Origin of the sequence: Pseudokineococcus sp. 1T1Z-3, from assembly GCF_037482365.1 — a bacterium.
GTDB lineage: Bacteria > Actinomycetota > Actinomycetes > Actinomycetales > Quadrisphaeraceae > Pseudokineococcus.
Genome location: NZ_JBBHZF010000023.1, coordinates 36,020 through 55,832, shown reverse-complemented (window position 1 = coordinate 55,832; position 19,813 = coordinate 36,020). Strand labels below are relative to the sequence as shown.

Below are 19,813 nucleotides of genomic sequence, written 5' to 3'. Positions count from 1 at the left end.
TGGACCGGTGGCAGCGCAGAGCGGGTTGAGGAGCCGGGCGGCGTCCAGGGCGGACCGGGCGCGGCAGTGGGCGGTGCTCGCCGGCGCGGTGGTCGCGGCCGTCGTGGCCTTCGTGGGGTCGGGCGCGCTCGGAGGGACGCCGATCGACGAGGCGGCGGGCGGGGCGCTGTCGGCGACGTCGACGCTCGTCGCCCCGGCCGGGCCGGCCTTCTCGATCTGGGGCGTCGTCTACGCGGGCCTGCTGGCCTGCGCGGTGTGGCAGCTCGCCGTCGCCCCGCCGTCGGACCCGCGGCAGCGCCAGGTCGGGTGGTGGCTGATCGCGTCACTGCTGCTCAACGCGCTGTGGATCGTCGTCGTGCGGGCCGGCTCGGTGCTCGCCTCGGTGCTCGTCATCGGCGCGCTCGTCGCCGTGCTGGCCGTCGCGCTGGCGCGCCTGGCCCGCACCGGCGCAGGGAGCGCGCGGCGAGGGCCGGGGCGCTGGGTCGAGGCGCTGCTCGTCGACGGCGTCACGGGCCTCTACCTGGGCTGGGTGCTCGTCGCGACGGTCGCGAACGTCGCCTCCTGGCTGGTCCAGGCCGGCGCCGGCGGCCTGGTGCTGGGCGAGGTCGCCTGGGCCGTGGTCGTCCTCGCCCTCGCGGCCGGGCTCGCGTCGTGGGTGTGCTGGCGCACCGGCCGGCTCGCGCCCGCGCTCTCGGCGTCCTGGGGGCTGGCGTGGATCGGCGTGGGGCGGGCCTCGGGCGAGCTGACGTCCGGCGTCGTCGCGGTCGTGGCGGCCCTGGCGGCGCTCGTCGTGCTCGGCGCCGGGGTCACCGCCCGGGTGCGCGCCGGCCGGGCGACGCCGGCCTGACGTCGGGCGCCGGCGCACGTCCTGGGCAGGCGCTGCCGTCGTCGCCTCCGCTCGAGCACGGGCTCACCCGAGCACGAGCGTCTCCACCAGCAGCCAGAGCCCGAGGAGCACGAACAGGGCGCCCGCGCCGAGGCGCACCGCCCGCTCGGGCAGGCGGGTGCCGACGTAGGCGCCGACGACGATCGCCAGGGCGCTCGCGACCACCATGCCGATGGTCGCCCCCAGCCAGGTCCCGGCCACCTGGGCGAGGCCGGCGTCGCGGGCGGCGAGCGTGATGGTCGCGAGCATGGTCTTGTCGCCCAGCTCGGCGAGGAGGAAGGAGACCAGCACGGTCACGAAGGCCGAGCGGCCCGCCCGTGCCGGGCCGTCCTCCTCCTGCGCCCCGCCCTCCTCGGCGCCGGGACGCAGCGTCCACACGCCGAAGCCGACGAACAGCAGGCCCGCGACGACGCCGACGGCCGTGGTCGGCAGCGCGCTCCCGACCGCCGCGCCCAGCAGGACCGACGCCAGGTTGAGCAGGGCCGTCGCGACGGCGACCGCGGCGAGCACGACGGCCGGGCGGTAGCGGGTCGCGAAGGTCAGCGCCATCAGCTGGGACTTGTCGCCCAGCTCGGCGGCCACGACGACGCCGGTGGCGATGGCGGTCGCGACGAAGAAGTCGTCCACGGGTGCTCGGTCCCCTCGGGTGGGGCGCGCCCGACCGGCAGCGGGGACGCCTCCGGCCGCGCGCACGGGTGCGCTGGCCGAAGGTCTCGCCCACCCGGGCGGCGCGAGCGGGCGCCGGGGCCGGGTCCGCGGTACCGGGTGCGCCCGTCGGGACGGACGCGGCCAGTGTGTCGACACCGCGGTTGGGGGCTACTCCCCTTCGTGGAACGGGAGGGAACCTACCCCAGGGGGCGCCGGGGGAGCACGGGCGGCCCAGGGGTGGGCCGCGGCCGCGCAGGGGGGCCCGCCGCCCGGCCACCTACCCTCGACGGTGTGCTGCCTCCCCGTGCCCTCCTGACGCTGCTGGTCGCGGCGCTGCTGGGCGTGCTGACGGCCGCGCCGGCCGCGGCGGCAGGCGGGGGAGCCGGTGGCGCGACGGACGCCTCGTCCGGTGCGGCGGCCTCGTCCAGCATCGGCGCCGTCCCCGGCCCGGTCGTCCTCGTGGGCGTCCCCGGCCTGCGGTGGAGCGACGTCACCCCGGTCGACGCGGGCGGCGGGGCGCTCGTCGACGACGTGCCGGTCGTGCAGGGCCCCGACGGCCGTCCCCGGGCCGCGGCGAGCACCCCGACGCTCGGCGCGCTGCTGCGCGACGGCGGCGTGGGCGACGTCGCCGTCCGCGGGGTCACCTCGAGCGCCTGCCCGGCGGACGGCTGGCTCGCCCTCTCCTCGGGCTCCCGCTCGCTCGACCCGCGCCCGGGGATGCCCGTCGCGGCCGCCGACGGCGAGGGCGCCGAGCCGGCGCCCGAGGAGGTGCAGACCCGCTGCACCCGGCTCCTGGAGCCGCAGGACGGGGCCGTCGGCCGCTGGTCGGTCTACGCGACCGCCCTCGCGGAGCAGGAGTACGACGCCCGGCCCGGGCTGCTGGGGGACACGCTGGCCGCCGCCGGCGTCCCCACCGCCTCGGTGGGACCGGGCGCGGCGGTGGCGCTCGCGACCTCCGGCGGCACGCTGGTGGGCCCGCACGCCGACCGGCCGGGCGACCCGGCAGAGCTGGGCGCCGCGGTGGCCGAGGCGCTCGGGGGCGGGGCGCGGCTCGTCGTCGTGGACGCCGGCAGCGTGCTGGCCGACGCGCGGCCCGACGGCGAGGGGTCTGCCGAGGTCCCCGAGGCCGGGGCCACCGCCGTCGTCGAGACCCTCGACGCCCGCGTGGGCGCCGTCCTCGCCGCCGTGCCGGAGGGCGCCACGGTCTACGTGGCCTCCCTCGCCGACGCGACGTCGACCGCGCACCTGGGCGCCTTCGCCGCGACCGGTCCGGCGCCCGCGGGCGTCGCGGCGCGCTACGACGGCACCCTCGTGGGCGCGCGGTCGACCCGCCAGGACGGCCTGCTGCAGACCACCGACCTCACGCCCGCCGTGCTCGCGGCGCTCGGCGTCGACGCGCCCGGGCGGCTCGTCGGCTCGCCGGTGCTCCCGGTCGAGGCCGGGCTGGACGCCGAGGAGCGGCGCGCCGTCGTGCTGGACCTCTCCCGGGCCGCGGTGGAGGTTCGCCCGGTCGTCGGGCCCTTCTTCTACGCGTTGTACGGCTCCCAGCTGCTCGTCTACGGGCTCGGGGTGGTGGCGCTGCGACGACGGTGGGGCGGCGCCGGCGGCCGGCGTCGGGTGCTCGCGTGGCTGCGGCGGGTCTCCGTCGTGTCCGCGTCGGTGCCCGTCTCGACCTTCCTCGCGAACCTCGTGCCGTGGTGGCGCGCGGAGGCCTCCGCGCTCGTGCTCGTGGTCGCGGTCGCCGGCTGGACGGCCGTCGTCGCGGCGGTCGCGCTGCTCGGGCCGTGGCGGCGGGGGGTGCTGGGGCCGCTCGGCGCGGTCGCGGGGACGACGGCGGCGGTGCTGGCGGTCGACGTCGTGCTCGGCTCGACGCTGCAGCTGTCCAGCCTCATGGGACCCAACCCCATCGTCGCGGGGCGCTTCTACGGCCTCGGCAACCCGCCCTTCGCGCTCTTCGCGACCGGGTGCCTGCTGCTCGCGACGGCGCTCGCGAGCCGGCTGCTGCAGCGCGGCCGCGGGAAGTGGGCGGTGGCGGTCGTCGTCGCGCTCGGGGTGGGTGCCGCCGTCCTCGACGGGGCCCCCGGGCTCGGCAGCGACTTCGGCGGGCCGCCAGCCATCGTGCCGGCCTTCGCGATCCTCGCGCTGCTCGTGGCGGGGGTGGCCATCACCTGGCGCCGGGTCGTGGTGATCGGCGGCGGGACGGTCGTCGTCATGGCCGGGCTCGCGACGCTCGACTGGCTGCGCGCGCCCGCCGACCGCACCCACCTGGGGCGCTTCGTCGAGACCGTGCTCGACGGCGGCGCCGCCGAGGTCGTCGGCCGCAAGGTCGCCGCCAACCTCTCGGTGCTGACGGGCAACCCGCAGGGCCTGCTCGTGCCGATCGCGGCGCTGTTCGTCGCGCTCGTGCTGCTGCGGCCGGGGGCCGCGGGGCCGCCCGCGCTGCGCCGGGCCTTCGACCGCAGCCCCGCCCTGCGCGCCGGCTTCGGCGCCTGGCTGGTGCTCATCCTCATCGGCTTCGCCGTCAACGACTCGGGGACCTCGATCCCCGCCGTCGCCGCGACCCTCATGGTGCCGCTGCTCACCGCCGCCGGCGCCCGCGCGCTGGAGGACGACCTGACGCCGTCGTCGCCCCTCGTGACGGCCTCCGCCGACCCCGCCGGCGAGCCCGCCGTCCGCTAGGCGCCGCCGCCCTCGGCGGGACGGGCCGTCGTCCGCTCGTCCTTCGGGACGACGGCGCCGAGCTGCCCGCGGGCGGCCAGGGCGCGGACGACGTCGCGGTACTGCCTCCCCCGGTGCAGCTGGGCGCGCAACCCGCGGCCCGAGACCCGGTGCTGCAGGGCGCAGGGCACCTCGACGACGCGCTGGCCGGCGCGGAGCAGGTCGATCGTCATCGCCGTCTCGACGCCCCACCCCGGCGCCAGCGGCCGGGCGCTCTCGAAGGCGTCGCGCGTCAGGCACCGCATGCCCGACAGCGGCTGGGTCGGCGTCCACCCCGTCGCGGCGACGATCCCCCGCCGGGCCAGGCCGACGACGAGCCCGCGACCTCCCCCGGGGGAGGACTGCCGCGGCAGGACCGCGACCGCGACGTCGGCCTCGCCGGCCAGCACGGGCACCGCCAGGGCGGCCGTGGCCGCGGCGGTCTCGCCGAGGTCGGCGTCCACGAGCAGCAGCGCGCGCGGCTCGTCGGTGGCCAGCGCCCGGCCCTCGGCGTCGTGGACGACCCCGTCCGGCGGCCGCTCGAGGTCGCGCAGCAGCGCCGCTCCGCTCTCCAGGGCCGCGGCCTTGCCGCGGTTGCGGTGGTGGCGGACGACGCGGGCCCCGGCAACGCGCGCGGTCAGCGCCGTCCGGTCGGTGCTGCCGTCGTCGACGACCACGACGACGTCGACGCCCTCGATGGTCCGAGCGGCACGCACGGTGGCGGCGACGCGCTCCTCCTCGTCCTTGGCGGGGATGACGACGGCGAGGCGCACGGGCGCACGCTACCCAGGGCGGGTGCGCCGCTGCGGCAGGCGCTGTCAGCGGGCCCGGGCAGCGAGGCGCCGCTCCTGCCACCTGAGCACCGCCCAGGCGAGACGGTGGCCCAGGGGCGAGCGCGTCCGCTGCAGCCGCTGCAGGAGCGCGAAGAGCCTGCGGTCACCCGGGTCGTCCTGGTCGAAGGCCACCATCGGCACACGGGTACCCATGCGTGACGGTACGTCTGGCTCCCGGGCCGGCGCAGGGCCGGCGGCCGAGGTGCCGGTCAGCCGCAGCCGACGCCCCCGGCGCCCAGCAGCAGGGCCAGGAGGAAGCCGGCCCCCCCCCGAGCCGTCGTCCGGTGCGTGCGCGCGGCAGCGGCGGGGTCGGCCCGGACAGGAGGCAGAAAGCGGGGATCCCGACCAGCGGGACGAGGAGCACGAGCCAGCCCCAGCCCCACCCGGTCATCCGCCAGGTGCGGGGGGCGGTGCTGACGGCCACCACCGCCGTCAGCCACGCCATGCCGCTGGCCACGAGCAGCCATCCCGGGACCGAGACGTCGAAGAGGGAGTACGCGGTGGTCGAGGCAGGCCCGCGCTCGACCTCCACGTCGGGGGCGAGCGCCCGGAGCTCGTCGGCGACGTCGCCCGTCACCGCCACGGCGCCCTCGGGGACGTAGGCCGCCTCGTCCACGTCCGCGAGCGACGTGCCCGGTGGCAGCGAGGTCACCGGGGCGGAGCGCTCCACCAGCCCGGACCGCCACCGCACCTCCTGGGTGCTCCAGCCACCGCGGTCCGCGCGGGCGTCGACCCCTTCCCCGAGCACCTCCACCGACGACGTCCGGCCGGCGGCCAGGTCGGCGCGCAGCCGCTCGAGGGAGGAGGGGTGCACCCCGAGGAGGACCACGAGCAGGGCGAGGAGCAGGGACGCCGCGAGCAGCCCCAGCCGTACCCGGCGCCAGCGCCGCGCCGTCGGCCAGGCCCGCAGCCGCCCGACCGCCGGTCCTGGGACCCCGGGCTCCGCGCTCATCCACCCAGGCTAGGTGGCCGGCCGGCCGACGAGGCGGACCACTGGGCCGACCACGACGCGGTCGTCGGGGGTCGCCGCAGGTCGGCCGGCTCTCGTCCGGGGGCGGCAGGACGCCGTCCTCCACGGCTGCTGGCGTCCTCGGCCGCAGCGGCTCACAGCCCGCCGCGCAGCGCGGCGATGGGCTCGAGGGTGGCCGCCTTGACCGCCGGGTAGGTCCCGGCGACGAGGCCGATGAGCCCGCCGAGCAGCGCGGCGCCGAACGACATGGGCAGGGACAGGACGGGCACCCACTGCTGCACGAGCGAGACGCCGACGACGGCCATGACGCCGACGGACGCGCCCACGACCCCGCCGAGGAGGCCGAGGACGACGGACTCGACGAGGAACTGCCCGGCCACCTGGCGGCGCGTCGCCCCGAGGGCCCGCCGCAGCCCGATCTCGCCGCGCCGCTCCAGCACCGACAGCAGCGTCACGTTGGCGATCCCGAGCCCGCCGACGAGCAGCGCGACGGCGCCGAGGGCGAGGAAGGTCGCGTTGAGGTCGCCCTGGACCGCCTCCCGGGCGCTCGACTGCTCCGGCGGCGTCTGGACGGCGAAGCCGTCGGGGTTGGCGGGGTCCAGCGCGATCGGCGCCTGGCGGGCCACGAGCGGCCCGGCGCCGACGTCGATGCGCACCTGCAGCTCCTGCGGCGCCAGCAGCCCCCAGTCCGCGCGCGCGGTGCCCAGCGGCATGACCACCGCCTGCAGCAGGTCGGTCCGCCGGACCATGCCGTCGACGACCCCGATGACGGTGTAGGGCTCCTCGCCGAGGAAGACCGTCGGCTGGCTGTCGACCCGGGTGACGCCGAGGCGCTCGGCGGCGCCCGCCCCCAGCACGACCACCCGGTCCCCGCGCTCGTCGTGCCCGGCGTCGAAGAACCGTCCGGTGACGACGCGGCCGCGCACGGCCTCGAGCAGGCCGGGCGAGGCGGCGACGACGGGCGGCGACACGGCCGCCGGCGCGGAGGGGTCGTTGACCGGGACGGCCGTGACCTCGGCGTCGCCCACGTCGACGGTCGCGAGCGCGCCCACCGCCTCCACCCCGGCGAGGCGCTCCACGCGCTCCTGGGCGTCGAAGGGCAGCCGACCCGTGGCCCGCTCCTGGCCGCCGCGTGTGGTGGCGCTGCCGGCCTGGACGACCACCTGCGTCGCGGCGACGGCGTCGAACTGGCGGCCCACCTGCCCCGCCGCGGTCTGGGCGAGCCCGATGGTCACGACGAGCGAGGCGATGCCGAGCACCGTGCCGAGCATCGTCAGGGCCAGCCGCCCGGGCCTCGCGCCGACGCTCGCGACGGCCTCGGACAGCAGGTCCCGCACGTCGAAGCCGTCGCCGCGCTGCCAGGGCGGCCGCCGTGGACCACCGTCGCCCGGGTCTCGCCGGCCACGCCGCAGCGCACCCAGCCGGCCTCCGAGCCGCGTGCCCGCCAGCCGGCCCCCCAGCCGGCCCCCGGCCGTGCGCAGGGCGCGCGCGGCCCGGCCGCGCCGCCGTCGAGAAGGGGCGAGCGCCGGGTCGTCGAGGACGTCGTCCAGCGTCGCCGAGGCCGCCCGCGCGTCCCTCACACCTCCGCCAGCAGGCCGTCGCTGATGCGTACCCGCCGCCGCGCCCGCGCCGAGACGACCGGGTCGTGCGTGATGACGACGAGCGTCAGCCCGCCCGCGTGCAGCTCGTCGAAGAGGTCGAGCACGGCCGCCGAGCTCACCGAGTCGAGGTTGCCCGTGGGCTCGTCGGCCAGCAGCAGGCTGGGGCCGGTGACGACGGCCCGGGCCACGGCCACCCGCTGGCGCTCGCCGCCGGACAGCGTGGTGGGCGCGGCGTGCAGCCGGTGCCCCATCCCGACCCGCTCCAGCGCGGCGCGGGCGCGCTCCTCCCGCTCGCCGCGCGGCACGCCGCTGTACAGCGTCGCCAGCAGCACGTTCTCCAGGACGGTGCGGTGCGGCAGCAGGTGGAACTGCTGGAACACGAAGCCGATGCGCCCGCCGCGCAGCTGCGCCCGACGCCCCTCGGACGTCGCCGAGGTCGGGACGCCGTCGAGCAGGTAGTCCCCGCCCGTCGGCCGGTCGAGCAGGCCGAGGACGTGCAGCAGCGTCGACTTGCCCGACCCCGAGGGCCCCACCACCGAGACGTACTCGCCCTCGCGCACGAGGAGGTCGACGCCGGCCAGCGCCTGCACGGGCGGTGACCCCGAAAAGCTGCGGGTGAGGCCGACGAGCTCGACGACGGGCGCCGCGCCCCCGGATGCCCCAGCCCCGGTCACCGCAGCCCCGGTCGCCACGGTCACGGTCGCACCTTCCCGGGGAGCGTCGGGGTCATCGGCCGACGACGACGAGGTCGCCCGCGGCCAGGTCCCCGCCCGTGATCTCGGCGTAGCCGTCGGCGGCGAGCCCGGTCGTCACCGTCACGAGCTCGGTCTCCCCGGCCTGGCCCGTGCTCACCTCGACCCGGGACTCCCCGCCGGCCCCGGCGGTCAGGGCGGCGAGCGGCACGGCGAGGACCTCACCGCTGGTCGAGCTGACCGGCACGGTGATCCGCACGTTCTGCCCCTGCAGCGCGGCCAGCTGGTCGTCGGTGAGGTCGCCGAGCGTGAAGCTGACCCGGGCGCGGTCGGTACCGCCGGACTCGCCCGACCCGGAGCCCTCGGACTCCTCGTCCTCCTCGCCCTCCTCGCCGGAGCCGGAGGCCGACCCGCCGTTGGAGCCCCCCGCCTCGACGGAGGAGACGCTGGCGTCCACCGTCTCGCCGTCCGGCACCTGCAGCACCGCGGCCATGCCCTCCTCGAGCAGCTGGGCGTCGCCCGTGGCGGCCGAGGCGACCACTTCCAGGGTCGCGCCCGAGACCTGCGCCACGGCGCCGGAGACCGTGCCGCCGCGCTCGACGAGCACCTCGTCGACCCGGCGGGGCAGCGACGGCAGGAACACGACCTCGGACGCGGGCAGCGGCGTGACCGTCTCGTCGCGGGCCGCGGCGAGGGCCTCCGTGGCGCTCGTCCTGGCCTGCTCCGCGGACGTGACGGCCTGCCGCTCCGCGCTCGGCGCCGGGACGGCGAGGGCCTCGTCGCGCTGGACCCGGGCGAGGGCCAGCGCGTCCGTGGCCGCGGCGACCTCCATCGGGTCGCCGCCCTCGCGCGCGGCGGCCAGCTGGCGCTCCTGCTCGCGGACGGCGTTGTCGGCCTCGACCCGCACCGACCGGGACGGGCCGGAGCGGGCCTCGTCGAGCGCGGCGCGGGCGGTCGCGAGGTCCGCCTCGGCCTGGGCGAGGGAGCGCTCGGCCTCGGTGGCCATCTCCGCGCTGCCCTCGGGCGGGGACGGCGCCGCGTACCCCGCCCGGTCGAACAGCTGCCGGACCGCGCCGGCGGTCGCCCCGTCGTAGACGTCGGACTCGACCTCGCCGGGGAGCAGGCCCAGGCCCGCCAGCGCCTGCTTGAGCTGGAGGACGTCCGGGCCGCGCAGGCCGAGCCGCAGGGTGCGGTAGACGGGCAGCTCCCCGGGCAGCACGAGCACCGGCCGCCCGGTCACCTCCAGCAGCACGTCCCCGGCCTCGAGGGTCGTGCCGACCTCCGGCACGCCGCCCGTGACGACGGCGGGGCCGCCCTCCTCGCGGTCGCCGGTCTCCACGGTCACGGGCGTCGGGTCGTCGTACTGGACGTCGCCGCGCAGGGTCACGTCGTCGGACAGCGTGCGCATCTCGGCGGGCACGGTGATCAGCCCCGCCGCCGGGGCCGCGGCCTCCGCCGCGGCCTCGGCCGGTGAGGTGACGAGCCGGCCGACGACCAGGCCGGCGACGAGCGCGACCGCCGCCGTGGCGGCGACCACCGCGACGGTGCGCCCGCCCTTCCCGAGGCGCGGCGTCAGCCGGTGCACGAACGCCGTCGCACGGGTCCGCCCCTCGACCTCCCTCACGACCCCGCGCCGGTCGCCTCGACCCAGGCCTCCAGCTCGGCGCGGTGGGAGTCGACGAAGGCCTGCTCGACCTGCCGGGAGATCTCGGCGTACCGGGTGTCGTAGTCGACCTCCTCGGCGCAGCGGAAGTCCGCCACCGCCGTGTCGATCTCCCGCTCCTGCAGCTCCTCGAGGGCCGCGGGGTCGACCTGCCAGTCGGTCTCCTCGCTCGTGGTCTCGTAGAGGGCCTGCATCTCCTCGTCGATCTCCTCCTGCGGGTCCGTCTGGCTGCTGTAGCCGGGGAAGCCGGCGTCGGCCATGCACTCCGACCACTCCGCGTCGAGGGCGAGCACGTCGGCGTTGGTGGTCATGGACTCCCACAGCGCGTCCATCTCCTCCTCGAGAGAGGCGAAGGCGGGGTCCGAGAAGGGGTCGCCGACACCGCCGTCGACCTCGTGCTGGGCCTCGCCGGAGCAGCCGGCGGTCGTCCAGTCCCAGTCCATCTCGGCGTCCGGGTCCTCCTCGTCGTACTCCACCGCAGGACCGTGGAGCGCCTCGTAGAAGGCCTCCTGCTCGCTCTCGGACATGGAGTCGAGGTAGGCCTGGTTCGGGTCCTCCCACTCCTGACCCTCCTCCACCTCGGGGGAGCTCTCCTCGTCGTCCCAGGTGGAGATGCCGTAGCCCTCCGTGGCGGCGTACTCCTCGGAGTCCCAGTCGATCTCCTCCTCCCCGTCGGGCACGACGACCTCGGTGTAGGAGCCTGAGACGTCCATGGGGACGTAGTCGAAGCCCTGCTCCTGCATGCAGGCGGCGGTCAGCTCCTCGACCTCGCGCTGCTGGGCCTCCCAGTCGACGTCCTCGGTGCCGGCGTAGGCGCGCTCGAAGTACTCGTCGAGGGGGCTCGGCACGTACTCCTCGCCTGCCTCGTCGTCCCCCGCCGCGCCGCCGCACCCGCCCAGCACCAGGGCGAGCCCCAGCGCGGCGACCACCGCGCGGCTGCTCGCCCGACCGGCCCGCGACGTCGTCCTCGACCTCATGACCCACCCTCACCCCCCGCGCGCGAGGAGCCAGCGGCAGCCCGTCGGAGGCGACCTCTGCCCGCGAGGCGAACACTAGGGAGATCGCCGGCCCGACGTCCGACATGTTGCCAAGATGTGACCAGCCGTACGCCGTCTCGGGTGGCGCGCAGCGCGGGCGTCGGCGACATTCCCCGCTCGGTCACCCGTGGTAGGCGACCAGCCGCCGTCCGCCGAGGTCGTGCACCTCGACCTCGGTGTCGTAGAGGTCGGAGAGCACCGCCGCGGTCATCACGTCGGCGGTGGGGCCGTCGGCCACCACCCGCCCCTCCCGCATGGCGACCACGTGGTCGGCGTGGGCGGCGGCGAAGCCGATGTCGTGGACGACGACGACGACGCTCGCCCCCCGCTCGGCGGCCCGGCGCCGCAGCAGCCGCATGATCGCGACGGAGTGCTTGACGTCGAGCGCCGCGAGCGGCTCGTCGAGCAGCAGGTGCTCACCGTCGCGCGGTCCACCGTCGGGGGCAGCGGAGACATCAGCGCCGGCGACCTGGCACAGCGCCATGGCCAGGTGCGCGCGCTGGCGCTGGCCGCCGGAGAGCTGGTCGAGGCGCCGGTCGGCGAGCTCGGCCAGGGCGACCTCCTCGATCGCCTCCTGCGCGAGCCGCCGGTCGTGCGGCGTCGGCCGCCCGCCGGTGTGGGGGAAGCGGCCGAGCATGACGAGCTCGCGGACGGACAGGCGGACCGCGAGGTGGGTGTCCTGGCGCAGCACCGCCATCCGCCGGGCGACGTGCTCGCCCTTCTGCGCGCGCACGTCCTGCCCGTCGAGCAGGACGACGCCCTCCTGGGGCTCCAGGAGCCGCGCCATGACGGCCAGCAGCGTCGACTTGCCGGCGCCGTTGGGGCCGATGAGCGCGGTGACGGCACCCGGCCGGACGTCGACGTCGACGTCGTGGAGCACGCGGGCACCGCCCTCGTGCGCGGCGCAGACGCCCCGGGCGGAGATCACAGCAGGGTCCCTCTCGAGGTGGGTCGCCCCTGCCGGACGAGCAGGAGCAGGAGGTACAGCCCGCCGACGACGTCGATGACGACGGCGACGGCCGTGCCCCAGCCGAGCAGGCGCTCGAGCACGAGCTGGGCGAGGACGAGCGCGAGCACCGCGACGAGGCAGGCCGTCGGCAGGGTCCAGCGGTGCCGGTGGGTCGCCAGCAGCTCGCGCGCGACGTTGGCGGCGAGCAGGCCGAGGAAGGTCAGCGGCCCGACGAGCGCCGTCGAGACGGCGACGAGCACGGCCACGAGCAGGAAGGCGCGGCGCATCTCCCGGGCGTGGTCGACGCCGAGCCCGACGGCCGGCTCACGGCCCAGCGCGATGACGTCGAGCACCGCGGCCCGGCGCAGGGCCAGGACGGTCCCGGCCGCGACGACCGCCGCCGCGACCGGCAGCAGCTGGCGGTCCGGGGACCCGAAGCTCGCGAAGAGCAGGTCCTGCAGCGTCAGGGCGTCATTCGGGTCGATGACGCGCGAGGCCAGCAGCGTCGCGCTCGTGAACATCGAGCCCAGCACGACGCCGACGAGGACGAGCACGAGGACGTCCCCCCTGCCGGCCGCCCGGCGCATGACGAGCGCGTGGAGCAGCAGCGCGAAGCCCATGAGGACGACCACCTCGACGGCGAAGCGCACGCGGACGTCCGCCGTCACGACCGCCGTGGCCCCGAGGTAGGCGACCGCGACCGTCTGCACGAGGACGTAGAGGTTGTCGAAGCCCATGATCCCCGGCGTGAGGATGCGGTTGGCCGTCACCGTCTGGAACAGGACGGTCGAGACGCCGACCGCCACGCCGGCGACGACGAGCGCGGCGAGCCGTCGCCCGCGCAGCTCCAGCACGAAGGCCAGGTCGCCGCGGATGCCGGCGAGGGTCAGGACGGCGGCGCCCGCGAGCAGCAGCACGGACAGCACGAGGACGACCCGCCACCGCCGGGCGGTCGCGCGGCGCTCGGCCGCCGAGGGGGCGAGGGCGACCTCGGCCTCCGGTCGGACAGGGGTCGTGGTCACGCCGTCGCCCCTCGCCGCAGCCGCAGCAGGACGACCACGAAGATCGCGCCGCCGGCGACCCCGGCGACCGTCCCGACCGGGATCTCGTAGGGGTGGATGAGCAGGCGCCCGACGACGTCGCAGAGCAGGACGAAGGCGGCGCCGACGACGGCCGTGACGGGCAGCGCACGGCGGATGTCGTCGCCGACGACGAGCGTGACGACGTTGGGCACCACGAGGCTGAGGAAGGGGATCGCCCCGACGACGACCACGACGACGGCCGTCACGACCGCCACGACGACGAGGCCGAGGCGCACGACGGCGCCGTGGTCGACCCCGAGGCTCACCGAGGCGCCCTCGCCCAGGCCGGCGATGGTGAAGCGGTCGGCCTGCCACCAGGCCACGACCAGGGCGCCGACCACGAGCCACAGCAGCTCGAAGCGGCCGGCGATGATCCCCGAGGCGTCCCCGGCGGTCCACGCGGACATCACCTGCAGCAGGTCGGCCTGGTAGGCGATGCCGGTCGCGACGCCGCTGACGACGGCGCCCAGCATGAGCCCGACGAGCGGCACGAGCAGGGCGTCGGCGAGCACGAGGCGGCGCAGCAGGCGCAGGAACAGCCACGTGCCGAGCAGGGCCGCGACGACGGCGACGAGCATCCGGCCGACGACCGAGCTCGCCCCGAGGAAGACCGTCGCGACGACGAGGCCCAGCTGCGCCCACTCGACCGTCCCGGCCGTGGCCGGGGAGACGAAGCGGTTGCGGGTGAGGTGCATCATCAGCAGCCCCGCGACCGACATGGCCGAGCCGGCGAGCAGCAGCGCGAGCAGCCGCGGCCCGCGGGAGACGAGCAGCAGCTCGACGGCACGGTCGTCGAGGCTGCGCACGGCCAGCAGGTCGGCCGGGGTGAGGCTCGCGGCCCCGACGAACAGCGACGCGAGCGCGCCGAGGACCACGAGCACCGCGCCCAGGGCGGCGGCCGGGCGGGAGGTCAGCGCCCGGCCCGGAGCATGACGAGGCCCCGCTGCGCCGGAGGGCGCAGCGGGGCTCGACCGGGTGGTGGCGTCGCTCACGTCACCGTGGCGTTGACCTCGGAGACCATGGTCTCCAGCGAGCCGAGGCCGCTGGGCGCCAGGTACCAGGCGAAGGGGTCGAGGTAGGCGACCTGGCCCTCCTGGACCGCGGTCGTGCCGTTGACCAGGGGGTTGTCGAGCACCTGCTCGGCCGAGGTGGCGCCGTCGCCGATGATCTGGTCGCGGTCCATGACGAAGAGGTGGTCGGGGTCGGTCTCGGCGATGTACTCGAAGGAGACGACGTCGCCGTGGCTGGCCTCGGGGATGTCCGGGTCGGCGGGGGTGTAGCCGAGCTCGTCGTAGAGCAGGTTGAAGCGCGAGCCCGCGCCGTAGACGCTCACCTCGCCGGCGATGGTCATCACGATGAGCGCCGTCCCGGCGTCCGCGGCGAGGTCGGAGGTCTCCTGCGCCATCGCGTCGAGGGCCTCGAAGCGCTCCTCCACCGCGGCCTCCTGGCCGAAGATCTCGCCCAGCGTCGTCACCCGCTCGCGGGCGCTGGGCAGGAAGTCGGTGCTGTCGACGCTCATGTCGATGGTCGTGGCGACCTCGGAGAGGGCGTCGTAGGAGGACGACGAGCGCGCCGCGACGATGATGAGGTCGGGGTCCAGCGCCGCCACGGCCTCGACGTCGGGCTCGTGCAGGGTGCCGACCGTCGCGACGTCGGCGTACTCGGGCAGCTGCTCGGCGAAGTCGAAGTCGGGGACGCCGACGACCTCGACGTCGAGCTGGGAGAGCGTGTCGAGGACCGACAGGTCGTGGACGACGACACGCTGGGGCTCCAGGGGCACCTCCTCCTCGCCCTGGGCGTGCGTGACGGTGATGGTCTCCGTCTCGGCGGCGACGTCGTCGCTGCTCTCGCTGCCGCAGGCGGCCAGCGCCAGCAGCGCGGCGGCCGAGGCGGCGGTGACGACGGCGGGGCGCCGGGTGCGGGCAGCGGCCGCGCGCGGGGCGGGCGCGGCCGAGGGGGCGCTCGGGGCGTGGGACATGGGTCTCCTGGAGGTCGCGGGCCGACGAGGTGCGTCAGGTGAGGGGAGCCTAACCACACCTGCGTGCGCGTGGTGACCTCGGGGTCGTGACCGCCCGCCGCCCGGGCTCGCGCGAGGGCACGGGCCAGCTCCGGTCAGCGCACTAGCCTCCGCGCATGCCCTCGTCGCCGTCCGCCGTCGCTGACTCCCCGCCGGTTGCCCCGCAGGGGGTCTCGAGCGAGGTCGGGCGGCTGCGCACCGTCGTCCTGCACCGCCCGGGCGCCGAGCTGGCGCGCCTGACGCCGCGCAACAACGACCGGCTGCTCTTCGACGGCATCCCGTGGGTGGCGCGCGCGCAGGAGGAGCACGACGCCTTCGCCGGGGCGCTGCGGGCACGGGACGTCGAGGTGCTCTACCTCGCCGACCTCGTGGCCCAGGCGCTGGAGGTCCCCCGCGCCCGCGAGGACTCCGTGGCCGCCGTCCTCGCCGACCCCTCGCTCGGCGGCGCCCTGGGCGAGCGGGTCGGGGCGCACCTGCACTCGCTCGGGCCGGCCGACCTGGCCGAGGCCCTGGTCGCGGGCCTGCGGCTCGACGAGCTCGACGTCGCCCGGCCCGAGCGCGAGCCCGGGCTCGTGGCGGCCCTGCGGGCTGCGGGGGACTTCGTCGTCGACCCGCTGCCCAACCTGCTGTTCACGCGGGACTCGGCGGCGTGGGTCGGCCCGTCCGTCGTCGTCTCCTCCCTCGCCATGCCGGCGCGGCGTCGGGAGACGTCCCTGACCCGCGCCGTCTACGCCCACCACCCGCGCTTCGCCGGCACCGACCTGCTGCACGAGCCGCACCTGGAGCACGTCGAGGGCGGCGACGTCCTGCTGCTCGCCGACGGCGTCCTCGCCGTCGGCACGGGGGAGCGGACCACGCCCGCCGGGGTGGAGCGTCTGGCGCGCAACGCCTTCCGCCGCGGCGTCGCGCGGTGCGTGCTCGCCGTCCCGGTCGCCCAGGAGCGGGCGACGATGCACCTGGACACCGTGTGCACGATGGTCGACGTCGACCGGGTGGTGATGTACCCCTCGATCGCCCACTCGCTGCAGGCGTACGCCCTCACGCCCGTCGACGCCGACGACCCGGGCGCCGGCGTCCACGTCGCCGCCGCCCGGCCCTTCCTCGCCGCGGCGGCCGACGCGATGGGCATCGACGAGCTGCGCGTCGTCGACACGGGCCTCGACGAGGTGACCGCCGAGCGCGAGCAGTGGGACGACGGCAACAACACCCTCGCGCTGGCGCCCGGCGTCGTCGTCGCCTACGAGCGCAACACGCGCACCAACGCCCGGCTGGAGAGCCACGGCGTCGAGGTCATCGCGCTGCGCGGCTCCGAGCTCGGCTCCGGCCGCGGTGGCCCCCGGTGCATGTCCTGCCCCGTCTCCCGCGACCCGCTGCCCGCCCCCTGAGCCCTCCTCGCCCTAGGCCCTCCCCCGACGGGGTGCCGGTCAGCCGCGGAGGGTGAGCTGGCGGGAGACGACGCCGGCGCGGGCCCGGCGCTCGTCGGCGGTCAGGGGGTCGGTGACGGCGAGCGCCTCGTCGAGGCGGGCGCGGAAGGCGGCGGCGGGCTCCTCGACGTCGTCGGCGACGGCACCGGGCGTCAGGTCCCAGACCGGCACGAGGAGGCCCTGGGTGCGGAAGGTGCCGAGCAGGCGCGTGCCGTCCCCGAGCCCGGCCTCGCCGGCGGCGGCGAGGCGGGCGAGGGCGTCGAGCAGCTGCTGCTCCTCCTCCACGAACGCCCAGCGCAGGTGCGTGCGCTCGCCGATCCGGCACCAGTAGGCGGCCTCCACGCCGGCGAGCCGCTCGGTCGGCACGACCGAGCCGTTGGCGGAGGCGAGGGCCTCGGCCGCCGGGCCCTGCGGGTCGACGCCGGGGTCGAGCCAGAAGTCGAAGCCCTCGTGGACGCGGACCTCCAGCGGCCGGCTCGGGTCGAGCACGTCCTGCAGGCGCGGCGTCGCCGCGGTGACCTCCGGCCGCCGCGCCAGGTCCTCGCCGGGCGCCAGGTCGAGGACGGCGAGCAGCGCCGCCGCCGCGTCCCGGCTCGGGTCACCGCTCGTGCCGAGGGTCTGCAGGCCCAGCAGGCGCTCGCCGTCCTGACGGCGCAGGCCAGGCCGGGCCAGCGGCAGCAGCGTGGCGAGCGTGACGTCGACGCCCCCGTGCTCGGGCGTCGTGCGCAGCGCGGCGGTGGCGGCGGGCACGACCTCGCGCAGGCAGACCCAGTCGCCCTCGCCCGGCAGACCCGCGAAGGGGCGGGCCGGCGCCGGCGCGGCGGCGGCGCGGGCGGCGCGCCCGTGGCACATCTTGTAGCGCCGGCCCGAGCCGCAGGGGCACGGCTCGCGCTGCCCGACGACCGGCACCTCCTCGGCGGTCGCCACCGCCCGGGCGGTCGCGGGGCTGCCGGGGTGTCGTGCGGACCTCTTCGCCATGCCGGGACCCTACGCAGCGCCGCCCCTGACGCAGGACCGCGCGGGCGCCGGGTCAGGCGACGGGGTGACGGCGCTTCGTCGGGCCGCCGAGGGCGGCCCAGACGGTGCGGCGGCCCTCCTCGTCCTCGGTGACGCCCCACTCGTGGGCGAGCGAGCGGACGATCCGCAGGCCGCGCCCGGACGTGGCCAGCGGGGACGGCCGCTGCGGGCGGACCTCGCTGGCCGAGCCGCCGTCGGTGACCTCGACGTCGACGACGTCGCCGCGCACCTGCCAGCGCAGCAGCACGCGCCCGGAGTCGTCCGGCCGTGCGTGCCGCAGGGCGTTGCCGAGCAGCTCGCTGACGACGACGCTGACCTCGTGCGCCAGCTCCTCGTCGACGCGGGAGGAGACGTCGGCGGTGATGGTGCGCCGCGCGACCGGCACGGCGGACGGCTGGTGGGCCACTGCCACCGCCCTGGCGTCACCCCGCTGGCGGGAGTCCAGGACGGGCGGGGCGGACGGCGTCGTGGTCACGTGCGGGTCCTCCAGAGCTCCGGCGCGCGCGGGGGCGCTCCCCGCCGAGGGCCTGCGGACCGCTGCGGCCGCGCCCTCCGGCGCACAGAGTGGACCCGTGGGGGCCCGATGGTCCAGACCTGCCCCGTGCCGCCCCCTCGGACGGCCGTCGCGTGACGCCGGGGCCAGCGGCCTCGCGGGGGCGGGGCCCGCTCAGAGCCGGAAGCGCGAGACCAGCTGGTCGAGCTCGCGGGAGGTGCGCGCCAGGTCGTCGGCGGTGCTCGTGGTCCGTGCGGCGCCGTCGGTCGTCTCGGCGGCGGCGTGCGCGACGCCGGTGATGCTGGCGCTGATCTCCCGGGCGCCCGAGGAGACCTCGTCGACGCTGCGGACCATCGCCGCCGTCGTGGAGGACTGCTGCTCGACGGCCGCGGCGACGGCCGACTGCAGGGCGTCGATGCGCCCGATGACGTCGTTGATCTGGGCGATCGCCTCGGAGGCGTCCGCGGCGTCGCGCTGGGCGGTGTGCACCCGCGCCACGATCTGCTCGGTGGCCTGCGACGTCTGCTGGGCCAGGTCCTTCACCTCGCCGGCGACCACCGCGAAGCCCTTGCCGGCCTCGCCGGCGCGGGCGGCCTCGATCGTCGCGTTGAGCGCGAGCAGGTTGGTCTGCTCGGCGATCGAGGTGATGAGCTGGACGACGTCGCCGATCTCCCGGCTGGAGACGGCGAGGCGGTCGAGCGTCGCCGCCGCGGCCACCGCGGTCTCCACCGCGTCGGCGGCCGTGCGGGAGGCCTGCGAGGTGGACTCGGCGATGTCGGTGATGGCCGAGGTCATCTGCTGGCCGGCCACGGCGATGGTGCCCATCGTCGCGGAGATCTCGCCCGTCGCGTCGGCCACCAGCCGGGCCTGGGTCGTGGACTCCCGCGCCCCCGTCGACAGCTGGGTCGAGACCTGCGTGAGCTGGTTCGAGGACGCCGACAGGGCCGCCGACCTCCCGGAGATCGACCGCAGCACCTCGGCCAGCCGCTCGACGGACGCGTCGGTCGTGGCCGCCAGCCGCCCGATCTCGTCCTTGCTCACCACCCCGGTGCGCTGGTCGAGGCGTCCGGCGGCCAGGTTCTCGTTGATCCGCAGCACCCGCTCCAGCGGCCGGCAGATGGACCGGGAGACGACCACGGCCAGGGCCACGGCGACCGCGAGGGCGGCCACCGTGATGGCGACGAGCAGGACCATGGTCATGACGAAGTCCTGCTGGCCCTCGGTGGCGGCGGCCGCCCCGTCCGCGAGCTCCTGGGCCAGCAGGTCGTCCATGGCGTCGCCGATCTGGTTGGACAGCGGCGTGACGAACTCGTCCCGGTGGGCCGTGAAGCCGGCGTTGTCCCCGGCCTCGGCGTAGGTGAAGAGCGCCTGCCGGGCCTCCCGCCACTGGCCGACGAGCGCCCAGGCGGCCGCGCGCTGGTCGGCCGGTGCGGCGGCCGTGTCGCGGTCGTAGGACGCCCAGCTCTGCAGGAGGCTGGCCTCGTGCTCCTGGTTCTCGGCGACGGCGCGCTCCAGCGACGGGGGGTCGATGAGGCCGACCTGGGCGCGCGTGGTGTCCTGGCGCATCTTCTGGATGTCCAGGCGGGCGGCCGAGACTGACGCCACGGACTGCAGGTTCTCCTCGTACATCGCGTCGAGCCGCTGCTGCGCGTGCTCCTGCTGCACGAGGGCGGTGCCGACGATGGTCAGCATCATCAGGGTCAGGACGCCGAAGGCCGCGAAGAGCTTGGTGGCGACCCGGAGGTCACGCACGCGAGCGAGCAGGGACGGCGTCTCGGGCGCGGTGGGTCGAGCCATGGCGGTC

The 19,813-nt window shown here is 77.0% G+C and carries 17 protein-coding genes; 3 read left to right on the top strand and 14 right to left on the bottom strand.

All coding sequences use genetic code 11. The annotated features are described in order from the left end of the window. Window positions 1-7 precede the first annotated feature (7 nt). Complete coding sequence (locus WDV86_RS07685) at window positions 8-847, top strand: tryptophan-rich sensory protein (RefSeq protein ID WP_339567026.1); 840 nt, start codon at window positions 8-10, stop codon at window positions 845-847. A 63-nt stretch (window positions 848-910) separates the two neighbouring features. On the opposite strand, the gene WDV86_RS07680 is transcribed toward WDV86_RS07685, so the two are convergent. Further along, window positions 911-1,513 (bottom strand): TMEM165/GDT1 family protein, encoded by a 603-nt coding sequence (locus tag WDV86_RS07680; protein ID WP_339567025.1) that lies wholly within the window; start codon window positions 1,511-1,513, stop codon window positions 911-913. A gap of 312 nt (window positions 1,514-1,825) precedes the next feature. On the opposite strand from WDV86_RS07680, the gene WDV86_RS07675 reads away from it, so the two are divergent. Next, the gene (locus tag WDV86_RS07675; RefSeq protein ID WP_339567024.1) at window positions 1,826-4,213 is read left to right on the top strand and encodes a hypothetical protein; all 2,388 of its coding nucleotides are present in this window, start codon (window positions 1,826-1,828) and stop codon (window positions 4,211-4,213) included. Here WDV86_RS07675 and WDV86_RS07670 read toward each other — a convergent pair. The 10 genes from WDV86_RS07670 to WDV86_RS07625 all read right to left on the bottom strand — a co-directional run bounded on the left by WDV86_RS07670 (window position 4,210) and on the right by WDV86_RS07625 (window position 15,036). Next, window positions 4,210-5,004 carry a glycosyltransferase gene (locus tag WDV86_RS07670; protein WP_339567023.1) on the bottom strand — a complete coding sequence of 265 codons (795 nt, stop codon included), beginning with the start codon at window positions 5,002-5,004 and terminating at the stop codon, window positions 4,210-4,212. The genes WDV86_RS07675 and WDV86_RS07670 overlap by 4 nt on opposite strands. A 163-nt stretch (window positions 5,005-5,167) precedes the next feature. Then, on the bottom strand, window positions 5,168-6,016 hold the full coding sequence (locus tag WDV86_RS07665; protein ID WP_339567022.1) for a hypothetical protein: 849 nt from the start codon (window positions 6,014-6,016) through the stop codon (window positions 5,168-5,170). Window positions 6,017-6,168: 152 nt separating this feature from the next. Continuing rightward, window positions 6,169-7,446 (bottom strand): ABC transporter permease, encoded by a 1,278-nt coding sequence (locus WDV86_RS07660; RefSeq protein ID WP_445262991.1) that lies wholly within the window; start codon window positions 7,444-7,446, stop codon window positions 6,169-6,171. A 164-nt stretch (window positions 7,447-7,610) separates the two neighbouring features. After that, window positions 7,611-8,333, bottom strand: coding sequence for an ABC transporter ATP-binding protein (locus tag WDV86_RS07655; RefSeq protein WP_339567020.1), 723 nt, complete (start codon window positions 8,331-8,333; stop codon window positions 7,611-7,613). A 28-nt stretch (window positions 8,334-8,361) separates the two neighbouring features. After that, window positions 8,362-9,951 (bottom strand): hypothetical protein, encoded by a 1,590-nt coding sequence (locus WDV86_RS07650; RefSeq protein WP_339567019.1) that lies wholly within the window; start codon window positions 9,949-9,951, stop codon window positions 8,362-8,364. After that, entirely contained in the window at window positions 9,948-10,967 is a 1,020-nt protein-coding gene (locus WDV86_RS07645; protein ID WP_339567018.1) for a hypothetical protein, read from the bottom strand. The genes WDV86_RS07650 and WDV86_RS07645 overlap by 4 nt, the downstream gene beginning before the upstream one ends. A gap of 181 nt (window positions 10,968-11,148) precedes the next feature. Next, on the bottom strand, window positions 11,149-11,955 hold the full coding sequence (locus WDV86_RS07640; RefSeq protein WP_339567017.1) for an ATP-binding cassette domain-containing protein: 807 nt from the start codon (window positions 11,953-11,955) through the stop codon (window positions 11,149-11,151). Next, complete coding sequence (locus tag WDV86_RS07635) at window positions 11,952-12,998, bottom strand: iron chelate uptake ABC transporter family permease subunit (protein ID WP_339567016.1); 1,047 nt, start codon at window positions 12,996-12,998, stop codon at window positions 11,952-11,954. The genes WDV86_RS07640 and WDV86_RS07635 overlap by 4 nt, the downstream gene beginning before the upstream one ends. Further along, on the bottom strand, window positions 12,995-14,050 hold the full coding sequence (locus WDV86_RS07630) for an iron chelate uptake ABC transporter family permease subunit (RefSeq protein WP_339567015.1): 1,056 nt from the start codon (window positions 14,048-14,050) through the stop codon (window positions 12,995-12,997). Before WDV86_RS07630 ends, WDV86_RS07635 begins: the two co-directional genes overlap by 4 nt. After that, entirely contained in the window at window positions 14,047-15,036 is a 990-nt protein-coding gene (locus tag WDV86_RS07625; protein WP_339567014.1) for a siderophore ABC transporter substrate-binding protein, read from the bottom strand. Before WDV86_RS07625 ends, WDV86_RS07630 begins: the two co-directional genes overlap by 4 nt. Before the next feature lie 155 nt (window positions 15,037-15,191). Here WDV86_RS07625 and WDV86_RS07620 point away from each other — a divergent pair, with 155 nt between their 5' ends. Further along, a complete protein-coding gene (locus WDV86_RS07620) occupies window positions 15,192-16,460 on the top strand; it encodes an arginine deiminase (protein ID WP_339567013.1) in 1,269 nt (422 codons plus the stop codon). Between the two features lie 39 nt (window positions 16,461-16,499). On the opposite strand, the gene WDV86_RS07615 is transcribed toward WDV86_RS07620, so the two are convergent. The 3 genes from WDV86_RS07615 to WDV86_RS07605 all read right to left on the bottom strand — a co-directional run bounded on the left by WDV86_RS07615 (window position 16,500) and on the right by WDV86_RS07605 (window position 19,806). Further along, window positions 16,500-17,477 (bottom strand): DUF5926 family protein, encoded by a 978-nt coding sequence (locus tag WDV86_RS07615; protein ID WP_339567012.1) that lies wholly within the window; start codon window positions 17,475-17,477, stop codon window positions 16,500-16,502. A gap of 52 nt (window positions 17,478-17,529) precedes the next feature. Then, window positions 17,530-17,991 carry an ATP-binding protein gene (locus WDV86_RS07610; protein WP_339567011.1) on the bottom strand — a complete coding sequence of 154 codons (462 nt, stop codon included), beginning with the start codon at window positions 17,989-17,991 and terminating at the stop codon, window positions 17,530-17,532. 192 nt (window positions 17,992-18,183) lie between these two features. Then, the gene (locus tag WDV86_RS07605) at window positions 18,184-19,806 is read right to left on the bottom strand and encodes a methyl-accepting chemotaxis protein (RefSeq protein WP_339567010.1); all 1,623 of its coding nucleotides are present in this window, start codon (window positions 19,804-19,806) and stop codon (window positions 18,184-18,186) included. Window positions 19,807-19,813 lie beyond the last annotated feature (7 nt).